This window comes from Emticicia sp. C21 (assembly GCF_003418935.1).
Classification (GTDB): Bacteria; Bacteroidota; Bacteroidia; order Cytophagales; family Spirosomataceae; genus Emticicia.
In genome coordinates this window covers 1,177,156-1,190,810 of the sequence record NZ_QVMT01000001.1, presented here as the reverse complement: position 1 = coordinate 1,190,810, position 13,655 = coordinate 1,177,156, and the positions used below count along the sequence as shown (strand labels likewise).

Here is a 13,655-nt window from a genome sequence, read left to right as displayed (position 1 = left end):
ACCAGACAGCATCCAGGAGACACAAACCTTGATAAAAACCATAGTAATCTCAGAATTCGGCACCATAAAAAAAGCAAGTGATTATGACTCGCCTGTGGATTCCTTTGCTGAAATTTTTGTTGCAGACAATGTCTTTCTTCGTATCAAAGAACTGGTATTCGGCTATGCCAATGATACCTTATTTTCTTACTCGGCTCAACGAGGCAAAGAACAGATAAAAGTCAAAAACTATGTGGGGCTGATACCCATTTCTGAAACCATTCAGATAGAAATTCTACCGAAATCTACTGCCGATTCCCCCAAAGAAGCCCGACGCATATTGCTGAAAATGCTGCAGAAGATACCCTCGTATCAGGCACTGGCCAAAGCACATCTGGCCATCAGTAACCTGCCATTATTGGAAATCTACGTCAAGGTTTTCTTAGATGAACTGGAAAGACTATTAAGCGCGGGGCTCGGCAGAAACTATGAGCCCATAGAAGCCAACGAAACCTTTATTAAAGGTAAGGTTTTAGTAGCCGAAAATATCCATCAGAATATGCTGAAACAGCATACAGTCTTTACCTCATACGATGATTTTATCCATGATATTCCGCAGAACAGAATCCTGAAAAGCTGTTTACATCGGCTGAAAAACTATTCTTTTTCTAACCCAACCATACAACGCATCTGGCAGAATCTATCGGTTTTCGATGAAATCAGTCTTTCAACCAATCTCAATCAGGATTTTACCAGAAGTACTACTGCTAGTCCGCATTTCGAGCGTTACGATAACCTCCTGCAATGGGCGTGGGTATTTCTGAATGAGCAATCATTCTTACCTTTTTCAGGAAATTATGCACAAATATCTTTGCTCTTCCCGATGGAAGTCTTGTTTGAAAACTATGTGGGCAAGCTCTTCTGTAAATATGCCCAGTCAGATTATCACGTAAGATTGCAGGACAGGCGCAAGCATCTGGTATCAAAACACAGGGAAAACGCCCGGTTCAGGCTCATCCCTGATATTGTGGTAGAAACGCATGCCGGAGAAATCTGGATTTTCGACACCAAATGGAAACTGATTGACGGCTCGAAACCTAAACAAAACTACGGCATAGAGCAAGCCGACTTATACCAGATGTATGCCTACGGCAAAAAGTATCAGGCCAGAAAGCTCTTCCTGATTTATCCTGCCAACGAAAACTTTCAGCAACCTCTGGAGGTATTCGACTACGACGAAGATTTAGTGCTTCACGTAATGCCTTTTGAACTCATGAACGAAGGAGAAGCTGAGGTTCGGAAAATATTGGGGTGAGTTTAAAGTGCGATAGGTGCTTTAGACATTTTTACTTATCTTGCACATCAAACCTTCAATCTATTCTAACCGATGCCTATTGTACTTACCCTGATTGCTATCGTAGCACTTGTAGTATTGGTAGCTTTTGTAAAACTCGATACCTTCATTTCATTCATTCTCATAGCTATTTGTCTGGGTCTGGCAACAGGCATGGATGTTCCTGCCATTGGCAAGGCCATTCAGACAGGTATAGGCGGAACCTTAGGCGACCTGATTCTGATTATCGGTTTCGGTGCCATGCTTGGTAAATTAGTGGCAGAAAGCGGTGCCGCCCAACGCATAACCGATACGCTCATTACTATTTTTGGTAAAAAATACCTCCAATGGGGGTTAGCTTTGGCGGGCTTCATTATCGGTATTCCTTTGTTTTATAATGCAGGTTTCATCATTGTAGTGCCCTTGATTTTCTCTATTGCGGTTTCAACAGGCATGCCTATTTTGTATATAGGTATCCCGATGCTTTCGGCTCTGTCTGTAGCACACGGGTATCTGCCGCCGCACCCATCACCTGCAGCTATTGCGTCTCAACTCAATGCCAATGTAGGGCAAACCCTCATCTACGGTATCATAGTAGCCATTCCTGCCATCGCCATTGCCGGGCCGATATTCGGACGTACCCTCAAAAAATACAAACCACAGATTGATAGTTCTCTTTTCAATTTAAAGCCTATCCCAAAAGAAAAACAACCAAGCCTGACAGAGAGTCTTCTGGTAGCATTAATGCCTGTGGTATTACTCACTTTGACCTCTTTCATTAAAGGTTATTTTCCTGATAACCAGATAGTATTATTGATTGCAGAACCATATGTCGGCATGTTACTTTCCTTATTGTTAGCCATGTATTTATTGGGCATCAAACAAGGCAAAAACATTAAAGAAGTCAGTAAACAACTGGAAGAAGCCTTTAAAAGTTGCGCGGGAATATTATTGATTATAGCCGGAGCCGGGGCATTAAAACAGATATTAAAAGATAGTGGTACAAGCGATTACATAGGAGCACAATTGCAAGGCTTTGATATCAACCCATTGATATTGGGCTGGACAATCGCCGCTGTGCTACGCCTATGCGTAGGCTCGGCAACTGTGGCAGGTTTAACAGCCGTAGGTATCCTTGCCCCACTGATTCAACACCAGACAGGCGTAAAACCGGAATTGATGGTATTATCGATTGGTGCCGGAAGTTTATTATTTTCACACCTGAATGACGGAGGATTCTGGTTATTCAAAGAATATTTCAATCTTTCTATCAAAGACACCATCAAAACCTGGTCAGTGATGGAAACCATTGTTTCTGTAGTAGGTCTATTGGGCGTTTTGGTTTTGAATTTGTTTGTGTAACAGATATTTTTGCCACAATGGAATTGCCACAATGGAATTGCCACAATGTACACGAAATTCACAATGTTTCACAATGAATTTAATAGTGAAACATTGGGGTACCATAGTGTACATTGTGGCAAAACGTTATTCGAACCCAATTGGATATTAATAAATCGTTTGTATAAAAATCACAGTAAAAATGACAGCTGAAGAAAATTTCGCAAAACTGAATTTAGATTTACCACCAGCACCAGCACCCAAAGGCGTATATAAACCCGCCGTTATTGTTGATAAATTTTTGTACGTATCAGGGCATGGACCTGTACAAACTGATGGCTCACTTATTATTGGTCGCGTTGGAGACGATATAGACATTGAAGCCGCAAAACTGGCTGCCCGTCAGGTAGGATTAACGATTCTTACTACCATAAAAGCAAAATTGGGCAGTCTTGATAAAATTAAACGGGTAATAAAAGTATTAGGTATGGTAAATGGCAATAGTAGCTTTGAAAAACACCCTTATGTAATTAATGGTTGTAGCGAATTATTTGCCGAAGTGTGGGGGACTGAAAATGGTATTGGCGTACGCTCGGCAGTAGGCATGGGTACATTGCCTGATAATATTCCAGTTGAGATTGAAGCAATGTTTGAAATAAATGAAGATTGAAAAATGCTGAAAATTAATAAGGTACATCACATTGCCATCATCTGTTCTGACTACGCCAAATCCAAACACTTTTATACAGAGGTTTTGGGTTTGCGCATTATCAGAGAAGTATACCGCGAGGCACGTGATTCTTATAAACTGGATCTTGCGATTGATGATAATTACGTGATAGAACTGTTTTCGTTCCCAAATCCGCCACCGCGCCCATCAAGACCGGAATCTTGTGGCTTAAGGCATCTAGCCTTTGAGGTAGCAGATGTAGAAGCTGCTAAAGCAGCGATTGAAGCAAAAGGCGTAGAAGTGGAACCTATCAGAATAGATGAATTTACAGGCAAAAAATTCACCTTCTTCGCCGACTCGGATGATTTACCGATTGAGTTTTATGAGGGGTGATAGTTAAGAAGAGATTCCGTTTTTTCTTTAATTTCTCCTCCTTTTTAAGGAGGAGTACCCTAAAACAATTTTTCATTGTTTTAGGGGGAGGTGGTTGTAAGGGCCTGTTAAACTATTCAAAACTAATTTATAATCCCGCGCTCAACCACCCCGTCAATTTCCCAACTGCGTCAGGGAAATTGCCTTCCCCTCCTTGAAAAGGAGGGGAAACTTAACACAGTTTTACATCCTGAAAATTAATCCCCGCTATGCCCTGGTACAAAATAACCAACGAAAACGAACTGGATTCTCCGTCACTGCTGATTTACAAAGAGCGGGTACGTGAGAATATCAGAAAAATGATTGACATTGCCGGAAGCGCCGAGCGCCTTTTTACGCATGTGAAAACCAGCAAGATGCCCGAAATTGTGAAGATGATGTTGGAAGAGGGCATTACCAAATTCAAATGTGCTACCATTGCCGAAGCTGAAATATCTGCTATGGCCGGAGCAAAGTTTGTCTTGATAGCCCATCAACTGGTTGGCCCTAAAATCGAACGATTAATTGAGCTTTCGAAGCTATATCCCGACGTAACCTTTGCTTCTTTAATTGATACTTTAGACATTGCCAGAGCACACAACCGGGCTTTTGGAGCCAATGGCCTGATATCTCATGTTTTCATAGATGTCAATAGTGGCATGGATAGGTCAGGGCATCCGTTGGATGAGAATATTATGGATTTGTATCGTTATCTCTCCTCACAGGCTGATATTAAACTACATGGGTTGCATGTATATGACGGGCATATAAGAGCCGATGATTTTGAAAGTCGTAAGCACGAAATAGATGAGGGTTTTGTAGATGTAAAACATTTCTTAGAAGCTATTGAAGCGGCAGGCTGGCCTAAACCGATGGTGATTGCCGGAGGAACACCAGCATTTACTTCTCACGCATTGCGCGCTGAAACCTATTGCAGTCCGGGTACCTGTGTGCTATGGGACTGGGGCTATGGTGATAAACTAAGCGAACAGCCCTTTGAATATGCAGCATTGGTATTAACGCGTGTTATTTCAAAACCTCAGAAAGGCATTGTAACAGTAGATATGGGTCACAAGGCCGTATCGGCCGAAAATCCGATTGATAAACGCATACGCTTTCTAAACCTGACCGATTACGAATTAATCGGGCAAAGTGAAGAGCATGGCGTATTGAAAGTAAAAGATTGGGATGCCCTGCAAGTAGGGGATGTATTATATGGAGTACCGTTTCATGTATGCCCTACCGTTAATCTGTACGACGAGGCCTATGTGGCTGAAAACCAACAGGTTAACCAGGTATGGCAGGTATTGGGTAGACGTAGGAAAATCAGTGTTTAACCAGTAGGTGTGACCTGCGTGATCTGCCATCGTCTTAATAATAAATTTTTAATGAGTTACAGCGGGAATAAACTTCCCCGATATTTGGAAAATATAAGTTTTTGTAGAATATTTACAAAAAAACACTCACCTAAAATTTAAAGACAATGAGCAAATTTGCAGAAGCAATTGAAGATTACAAAGCACAGGTATCAGATCTTGGCCTGGGCATTAGTGAAGAATTACTGACAGCCGTTGCTAAAGGTTTAGGCCCGTCTATTTACAATGCAGATTCTTCAAAAATATCATCTTCAGATCCTGAAGAATTAGCACGCGTAAAAAACAACTTTCTTATCGGTAAATTAGGATTAGCAGATGGCCCTGCATTAGATGCAGCAATCGACGAAGTAGTACAACAATTAGGTGCTTCTAATCGTAACAAATACCGCGCAGTATTCTACGCGTTACTGGTAGTTAAGTTTGGTAAAGAATCTGTTTACGAAGCATAAGCCAAAAAGAAAACAAAGGCATTAAAAAAGCGGCGCTGAATTTTAGTGCCGCTTTTCGTTTCTATCTCCAAACTCCAAAAAATTAAAATATCTGCTTAGCTACTGCCAATGTCGTATCCGACTTGCTCATGGTATAAAAATGCAGGGCAGGTACACCAAAGTCAGCCAATTCGCGGCATTGTTGTACACACCATTCTATACCCAGTTGCTTGGCCTGTTTGTCGGTTTCGCAGGCATCCACTTCTTTTCTGAAAGCCTCCGGCATATCCAGATAAAAAAGCTTAGGCAATACACTCAGTTGCTTTTTAGTAGCCAGTACTTTCAATCCCGGAATAATCGGTATCGTAATACCTTCTGCCCGACAGCGATTGACAAAGTCAAAGTATTTCTGATTATCAAAAAACATCTGGGTTACTACATAGTCGGCACCTGCGGCTATTTTGCGTTTCAGGTTTACAATATCCTGGTCTAAATCCGGTGCTTCAAAATGTTTTTCAGGATACGCCGCCACACCAATACAAAAATCACTGGCATTGAGGTATTCTGCCTCTTCGTGCAGATACTTGCCATTATTCATATCATTAATCTGGCTTACCAGTTCGTTGGCATAGAAATGACCGTCTTTCTTGGCTTTAAACGAGTTATAAGGGCGGGCATAGTCACCTCTCAATGCCAACACGTTTTCAATACCCAGATAATTCAGATCTATAAGCAAATCTTCGGTTTCTTCTTTGGTAAATCCACCGCATAGCACATGAGGCACAGGGTCAATCCCGAATTTATGTAAGATTGAAGCACAAATACCTACTGTACCCGGGCGCTTACGAATTTTTATCTCTTTTGTGCCACCGTCAGGCAGGTTTTTCAGAATATATTCTTCTCTATGAAAAGTAACATCAATAAATGGCGGTTTCAACTCCATCATCGGCTCAATCGATTTCAACAAATCATCAATATTACTTCCTTTTACCGGAGGTATGATTTCGATGGAGAAAACGGGCTTTCCTTGGGTATTACTCAGATGCTCAGTTACTTTTGCCATTGCCTTGATTTAAGAAATATATCTTTTTTGTCAGGCAAAAATAGATATATTATTTATTAATACAAATTATTTTAGGTAAATTATCTTTAATGTTTTATTTAAATAGTTTTTATATCGGCTTTATGGCTGATTTTCAGATAACTAATCATTATTCAGTAAATTTCTTATCGAATCCTTTTTTTAACCGCCTTTTTGATTTTTTAAGGTTTTTGAGATAGTCCTTCAAACTCCAGACTATATTATACATGGCTGCATATTCCTGAATTGAATTTAAATTCATACTTTGCCTTCTTTGAACAAGATGCTGAATATCTGCAATAGGATAGAAATAATAAGTAGAATCTGACTTATCATAAAATAACTGCGACCCATAGAGTTGTTCTTTTTTCTCAAAAACCAATATCCTGTCTTCCAGAAGAGCCAGCAGTTTATTATCAAATAGTCCTCTTTCAGCGGCATCCTTGAAAAGCCCGAAGTACTTTTTCTGGGTTGTCAGGTTAGAATGTTGTATAACCAAAAACGGAACCTGACTCGCTTTCGTACCAACCATCAGCTTACTGATAAACCCCTTTGTATCCAAAGCTTGAGTTATGATTTGTAAATGTGCATTTTGCATAGAATCCTGTATAACAACCATACTATCCAGAACGGCCTTGTAATTCGGAATTTGAGGATTGATGGATGATATGTTTTGAATCATTTTCTGATCATTTGCATAAATCATCAAAAGCTTTTTTTGTAAAGGTTCATCGACCCCTTTTTCTATGGCTGCAAAATTATTTTTCCATTGATCAAATTGGTGCAAGTATAAGAAACCCTCATTTTGCACGATAGCAACGGGGTCATCCCAACCTTTTTCAATGGCTAGCCGCAAATATTTAAAAGCGTTTTCCTGATTTTTGTTCATGGAAGATATCAACGCTGCATTATATAGTTCATGTTTGGCAGGAGTTCCCAGCTTAAATGCCTGCTCAAAGTATTGCTCCGAAAGCGCATAGTCTCTATTGGAATAGGCTTTCATCGCAAGTTTTATTATATCCGCGTAGCTTTGCGAAAAGCACTGTGAACAATAAAAAAACAGAATAATTGTAAATCGTTTCATGATTAATTTCGAAATTTTTTAGTCACATTATATTTCATTTCCCCCTTAATTGGAGCTCAATTTAATACTATTTCAAATAAACAATCTTTAGTTGATCGCCACTCCGTAAAATTAATCTTTCTCTAACTGCATTTTTGTTTTTGGTTTCTGTAAAATAATTATCTTGCAGAAACATTATTTATTTTCAACATCAAATCATTGAAACAAATGAAAAAACTATTCGTACTATTATTTATTGGCTTATTTGCCTGTACTTATGAGGCATCTGCACAAACAACGGCCTCTACAACCATTGCACTAGACACCGTAGCTGCAAAGAGTTACGTGGGTAAATATAAAATGAAAGATTCACCTTTCGAAGAAATAATTGTGACACTACAAGGCGGAAAACTAACTGGCGAAGCCGTAGGTCAGGGCTCGGCACCATTAGCACCTACCAAAGATGTAGATGTTTTTGAAGTAGTGGGCTATGATGGAAAACTGGAATTTGTAAGAAACGAAAATAAAGTGATTACGAAGCTAAAACTCACTATGCAAGGCTCCACGATGGAGGGAGATAAACAGCCCTGAGTAAACTTTTTTGTATAAAAAAACTGTTAAAGCCTGAAAGCCACTCAATAAAGCTCTCAGGCTTTTTAATTGCAAAGCAACACATTTTGCTTACTTTTGTAGGAAATTTAAGAACAAGCATACTCAATGGATTTAGGACAGCAACCTTATTGCTCTTTCTGTGGTAGAAGAAAAAACGAAGTAGAACTCTTAATATCAGGAACAGAAGCAAATATTTGTAACTACTGTGTAGAGCAAGGGCACCAGCTTGTGCAACAGGAGTTGTATGGCGTTGTGAAAAAGGAGAAAAAGAAAAAAAGCGATTCACCAAGATTTGACTTGAAACCTCCGGCCGAATTAAAAGGCCATTTAGACCAATACGTAATCGGGCAGGACGAAGCCAAGAAAGTATTGAGCGTAGCTGTATACAACCACTACAAGCGCCTGATGCAGCCTAAAAGAGAAGATGATGTAACGATTGAAAAATCGAATATCATTATGGTAGGAGAGACCGGAACAGGTAAAACATATCTGGCACGCACCATTGCCAAAGTATTACAGGTGCCTTTCGCTATTGCCGATGCTACAGTGCTGACAGAAGCAGGTTATGTAGGCGAAGACGTTGAGAGTATCCTGAGCCGCTTATTACAAGCCGCTGATTATAATACCGAATTAGCCGAAAGAGGTATTGTTTACATTGACGAAATAGATAAAATTGCCCGCAAAAGTGATAATCCTTCTATCACCCGTGATGTAAGTGGTGAAGGTGTTCAACAGGGTTTATTGAAATTGTTGGAGGGTTCAATCGTAAATGTTCCACCGCAAGGAGGCAGAAAGCACCCTGAGCAAAAGCTGGTTCAGATCAATACTGAGCATATCCTGTTTATCTGTGGTGGTGCCTTTGATGGTATCGACCGCCATATCGCCAAGCGTATTAATACCCGTCCGATTGGATTCTCGAACGATGCCAAACGTCTGGAATTGTGGGAAAATACAAGCCTCTTACGTTTTGTAACCCAGCAGGATTTAAAATCTTATGGCTTGATTCCGGAGTTGATAGGTCGTTTGCCTTTATTGACTTACCTGAATCCACTTGACCGTGAGGCTTTAAGACGTATCCTGACAGAACCAAAAAATGCTTTGGTAAAACAATACAAAAAGCTTTTTGCGATGGAAGACGTGACTTTAGATTTTTCACCGGAAGTAATCGAATACATCGTCGATAGAGCCATGGAGTTCAAATTAGGCGCCAGAGGGCTACGCTCTATCTGCGAAGCCATTATGACCGACGTGATGTATGAAATACCATCAAACAAAGAGATTAAGCACTTTACGCTAACACTCGACTACGCACAAAATAAATTCGAACACTCGGCGTTCTATCAATTAAAACTGGTAGCATAATCGGGTAGATTAAATAAAAAAAGCCCTATAAGACTTGCCAAAGTTTTATAGGGCTTTTTGTTGCCTTTTATACTAGTTATCCTATCGGTTTCACCTTTTCGTAACCTATTCGCTATTTCAGGATATTACTAACATGCTTAAATTCCTAATGCTTGCCTGCGTGCTATGCGTTGCCTTTGGTTGCAAACGCGAGTATGCTCACTTTCAGAAAACTGCTTCAGAAAATTATCATCAGCCTAAAAAACAGAAAATCCAACCTTTAATAGTTCACGAAAAGGAAATAAGTACACTTAATGAAATAGAAGAAATACCGCTTTTAACAGCGCCGGAGATAGAAAATGCTGTAGTTGGTATTGGTGAAGCAATTCCTCTCGGAGACAATCAGTTAAAAGAAAAAACAGATTTGTTCCCAAGATGGTTATTTAAGAAAAAGAGAAGAATTTTATCGAACGATAGAAAAAGAGGGATATTCCAGAAGCAGGAGAAAAGAGGGATTTTTGAGAAGAAAAAAAAGCATAAAAGACATAATGGTTTTGAGCGTGCCTTCAATGAACGATTAAAAATAGGTTTGGTACTACTAGGAATTGCCATAGTTTTTGCGTTGCTTCACATTAATCTTTTAGCGATTATCTTCGGTCTGCTATCCGCCTTCTTTATTATCAGAGGATTAAGAAAATTATTTTAGTTGTAATTATTATTAAACCGAGTAAGCAATTAATTAGCCATTGTGTAGGTAAAAAGTGTCTTCTTATTCACTCAATCACTAATTCGCTAATTCACTAATTAGATTTTGCCTATGAATATTATTCTGATACACGGCTTTGGAGAAGACCATTTTGTATGGAAAGAGTTTATGACATTACTTCCCCCAAAGCACGCATACTATACGCCCGACTACGCCACTTTTACCGATTGTGAAACGATTGACGACTACGTAAAATGGCTTAAAGAATTTCTGAGAGAACGGGATATTGAAAGATGTGTATTAATAGGTCACTCCATGGGTGGATATATAGCCCTGGCTTTTGCCGAAAAATACAACGAAATGATTGATGGCCTCGGGCTTTTCCATTCATCTGCTTATCCCGATGATGAAGAAAGAAAAGCCAGCCGACTAAAGACTATAGAGTTTATTGAAAAACACGGGTCAGAAGAATTCATCAGGGATTTTTATCCGAAAATGTATACTGATGCTTTCAAGAAGAAAAATAAAGAACTGATTGAAAGACATATTGAGCGATATAGTGTATTCTCAAAACGCTCGTTGAAAAATGCCCAGATGGCTATGCGCAATCGTAAAGATACCACCGAGGTATTGAAACAGGCTGTTTACCCGGTGATGATTATTGCTGGGGAAGAGGATAAGTTTGTACCAGTTGAGGCAGCCAAAGAGCAGATAAAATTATTGAAAAAAGGCTACACTGACGTATTAAGCGGGGTAGCCCATGCAGGTATGTTCGAAAGACCGCAGGAATGTGCGAAAATGGTGGAGAAGTTTATTGCGGCGTGCTCGCATATTCCGGTTTAAATGAATAAAAACAATATTTAAAATTGCCGTAATATTAGATATTACGGCAATTTTAAATATTTATATCACATAATAGATTCCCCATCAATTCTGGCATCCATCAAACGATGTTTCAAATACCGCTCCTTGTTTTACTTCAAAAATAGGCTTTAATTCAACAAAATTCCTGGCACTATAACTTACTTTTCCTCCCGAAATAGTATTCTGTCCGATGATAGATTTATTGGCTACCAGACTTTTTGTACCGGTTGAATAATCATCTTTGGTACTGGTTAAAGAAAGTTGGTTTGGACAAAGCAGCGTTATCTGGTGCTGTAAATTGTTATAGCCAGTGGCCGCTTCCCACATATTTGTATTTGCCATTCTGATAGCATATAGTGGATCTGAGGTTAAAGAGAGGTAGGGGTCGGCTAGTTGTAGCCACATACTATAGATACCTTGCTTAAAATCGCCCGGTATAGCTATATTTCTATAAATATCTACCTCATCAAAAACACTCTGAAAAGGTTCCCAACGCCTGGGGTCTATATCGTTCAACGGGATAGAATATTCATTGTTATTACTCGTATTTCGTAGTATAAGTATAACTTTCCTGGCATTGAAAGCGGAGGCAAAACCCACGTTTTTCAGACGAATCTGAAATTGAAGAAGTTTTCCGAGCTCAACACTATTCGCAAAAGTGCCACTAATCATCTCAAACCGATAACCTAGCCCTAGTCTGATATTATTCATGCAAGTGCCGGGCGAACTCCATCGGTCTAAAACTTCTGCTCTATAATCTGCATTCAGAAAAGACCAGTGAAAACGTGCCAGCTCAGTATCAGCATCTCCTCCTAAATTGATACAATCAGAGCGTGGCGAATTAACTACACAGGTTTCGCCGCCCATTACCAGATATTTTGTTTCAGCTTCCAGATAATTTTTATCTTCGGTTATGTTCAGATAGGTGCCAAAATCGGTGGAACTAGCCAGAAAACAATCGTTATGATGCCCTAAGCGAGCAACAGGGCTGCCATTGTAAGAAAGAATCGGGTTTATTGCGGCCGCACTGCCTGTTGAGCCATTACCATACATATTTTGCTTATAATAAGGTGTACGAATCTGTATCATACGGCTTGTGGGCACAGCGCTCAGCAGTGAATCTACCACTCTTTTTCGATTGATATAATTGGGAGAATTATCTGGGTTAGTGAAGTCAGGATGTGTAAAATACCATTCCCCCCAGGTACCAATAAAACTAGCCTGAATAGCCGCAATGACATCAGCATTGGCCTGAAAGATAGGTTTTAATTGCGCGATATGTTGCAAAACAATAGCCAGAGAAGCATCATCAGAATGCCGCATAGTCTGATTAGTGCTGTTATAAGCAAATCGTAAAATCAGTTTTACACCTGCCTGGCGGGCTGTATTCATATCGTTCTGAATACCATTCAGATAACTTGCTGCAATTGCTGTATTTTTAAATTTATTAAGGTAAAATAAGCGCAATGCCAGAGTTTTGTTGTCTCCTCGGGCAACCATCAGCTGTGCTAAATCTAATTGGGGAGAAACATTATCACTGGTAAAATCTGTCGTTTCGTAATGTTTATAAAATCCTCTTTCCGGGTTCGGGAAATCACTATAATCTACCTGATAATTGATTGTGGTAGTCTGCGCTAATGTTTGGTTAGTAACCGAACAATAGACGCATAGTAAGCAGATACTTACTTTGGTTAATAGCTCTTTATAGAAGTTTTTCATGGACGTAACCTTATGAAGATATATCAAACTTATAAAATAAAAATGATTGAATAAAGTGTTTCTTATTATTCGGTAGAAAAATAATAGGATTGACTGAAAAAAAAAGCGAAGTAGTACTACTTCGCTTTTGATATACCAGATAATTCTCCTTTGCTGTACCACTTTCAGTGTATCCATCACTCCACATACTTCGCCAGTTTCTCCAACGTCATTTCAGTACCTTTTTCATTATCTTCCGGCTTAATGCCCGGTGGAATATTTTTAAATACAATCGTAACCGTAGTAGCCTTACCTTTAGGCGTCAGCGTCACATCCATAATCATTTCGCCCGTGTTCTTTTCATCTTTTGAGTCAAAATTGATAGCCAGAACAATCTTTTCGTTGGGTTTCAATTCAACAAAGCGAGCGGTGTATTTATCTTCATTATCTCCGGTTTTGCCATAAGGCTTTCCTGCATCGTTCTTTTGTGATTCAGGATAATAAAGCGACATCTCATAACTTCCGCCCTCTCTAAGGTCAAATTTATGTATTTTCCCGGTCATCTCACCGGGTGCCATCCAGACTTCCAACGCTTTGGGGTCAGTAAAAGCTTTATAAAGCACTTCGGCTGAAGCTCTAATGTCTCTTGAATTTTTAGTTGTAGACATACACTTGCTGAAAATTGTATAAGTGTATATATAACAAGGGCGGCTCCTGATTGTTCAGCAATGCGCTGAATCAACAAAGAAGCC

At 39.6% G+C, this 13,655-nt stretch carries 14 protein-coding genes; 10 read left to right on the top strand and 4 right to left on the bottom strand.

The features are described from left to right. Nucleotides 1–28: 28 nt before the first annotated feature. The 6 genes from D0T08_RS04795 to D0T08_RS04770 all read left to right on the top strand — a co-directional run bounded on the left by D0T08_RS04795 (nt 29) and on the right by D0T08_RS04770 (nt 5,559). The gene (locus tag D0T08_RS04795; protein WP_158561195.1) at nt 29–1,294 is read left to right on the top strand and encodes an McrC family protein; all 1,266 of its coding nucleotides are present in this window, start codon (nt 29–31) and stop codon (nt 1,292–1,294) included. A gap of 72 nt (nt 1,295–1,366) precedes the next feature. Further along, nucleotides 1,367–2,674, top strand: coding sequence for a gluconate:H+ symporter (locus D0T08_RS04790; RefSeq protein ID WP_116981430.1), 1,308 nt, complete (start codon nt 1,367–1,369; stop codon nt 2,672–2,674). Between the two features lie 181 nt (nt 2,675–2,855). Next, entirely contained in the window at nt 2,856–3,323 is a 468-nt protein-coding gene (locus tag D0T08_RS04785; protein WP_116981429.1) for a RidA family protein, read from the top strand. Between the two features lie 3 nt (nt 3,324–3,326). Next, a complete protein-coding gene (locus D0T08_RS04780) occupies nt 3,327–3,716 on the top strand; it encodes a VOC family protein (protein WP_116981428.1) in 390 nt (129 codons plus the stop codon). 248 nt (nt 3,717–3,964) lie between these two features. Further along, entirely contained in the window at nt 3,965–5,071 is a 1,107-nt protein-coding gene (locus D0T08_RS04775) for a D-TA family PLP-dependent enzyme (RefSeq protein ID WP_116981427.1), read from the top strand. A gap of 146 nt (nt 5,072–5,217) precedes the next feature. Then, the gene (locus D0T08_RS04770) at nt 5,218–5,559 is read left to right on the top strand and encodes a DUF2853 family protein (RefSeq protein WP_116981426.1); all 342 of its coding nucleotides are present in this window, start codon (nt 5,218–5,220) and stop codon (nt 5,557–5,559) included. Between the two features lie 82 nt (nt 5,560–5,641). Here D0T08_RS04770 and metF read toward each other — a convergent pair whose 3' ends face one another. Continuing rightward, on the bottom strand, nt 5,642–6,601 hold the full coding sequence (metF, locus tag D0T08_RS04765; protein ID WP_116981425.1) for a methylenetetrahydrofolate reductase [NAD(P)H]: 960 nt from the start codon (nt 6,599–6,601) through the stop codon (nt 5,642–5,644). 148 nt (nt 6,602–6,749) lie between these two features. Next, complete coding sequence (locus D0T08_RS04760) at nt 6,750–7,622, bottom strand: DUF6624 domain-containing protein (protein WP_116981424.1); 873 nt, start codon at nt 7,620–7,622, stop codon at nt 6,750–6,752. A 288-nt stretch (nt 7,623–7,910) separates the two neighbouring features. Between D0T08_RS04760 and D0T08_RS04755 the strand changes: the two genes are divergently transcribed. The 4 genes from D0T08_RS04755 to D0T08_RS04740 all read left to right on the top strand — a co-directional run bounded on the left by D0T08_RS04755 (nt 7,911) and on the right by D0T08_RS04740 (nt 11,184). Then, on the top strand, nt 7,911–8,273 hold the full coding sequence (locus D0T08_RS04755) for a hypothetical protein (protein ID WP_116981423.1): 363 nt from the start codon (nt 7,911–7,913) through the stop codon (nt 8,271–8,273). A 126-nt stretch (nt 8,274–8,399) separates the two neighbouring features. Continuing rightward, nucleotides 8,400–9,656 (top strand): ATP-dependent Clp protease ATP-binding subunit ClpX, encoded by a 1,257-nt coding sequence (clpX, locus tag D0T08_RS04750; protein ID WP_116981422.1) that lies wholly within the window; start codon nt 8,400–8,402, stop codon nt 9,654–9,656. A 133-nt stretch (nt 9,657–9,789) separates the two neighbouring features. Then, nucleotides 9,790–10,341: a hypothetical protein gene (locus D0T08_RS04745; protein ID WP_116981421.1), complete on the top strand. Its 552-nt coding sequence runs from the start codon at nt 9,790–9,792 to the stop codon at nt 10,339–10,341. Nucleotides 10,342–10,452: 111 nt separating this feature from the next. Next, entirely contained in the window at nt 10,453–11,184 is a 732-nt protein-coding gene (locus D0T08_RS04740) for an alpha/beta fold hydrolase (RefSeq protein WP_116981420.1), read from the top strand. A gap of 84 nt (nt 11,185–11,268) precedes the next feature. Here D0T08_RS04740 and D0T08_RS04735 read toward each other — a convergent pair whose 3' ends face one another. Together D0T08_RS04735 and D0T08_RS04730 are read right to left on the bottom strand one after the other, a co-directional pair. After that, the gene (locus D0T08_RS04735) at nt 11,269–12,924 is read right to left on the bottom strand and encodes a DUF4832 domain-containing protein (protein WP_158561194.1); all 1,656 of its coding nucleotides are present in this window, start codon (nt 12,922–12,924) and stop codon (nt 11,269–11,271) included. 176 nt (nt 12,925–13,100) lie between these two features. Then, nucleotides 13,101–13,571, bottom strand: coding sequence for an SRPBCC domain-containing protein (locus D0T08_RS04730; protein ID WP_116981418.1), 471 nt, complete (start codon nt 13,569–13,571; stop codon nt 13,101–13,103). Nucleotides 13,572–13,655: the final 84 nt, after the last annotated feature.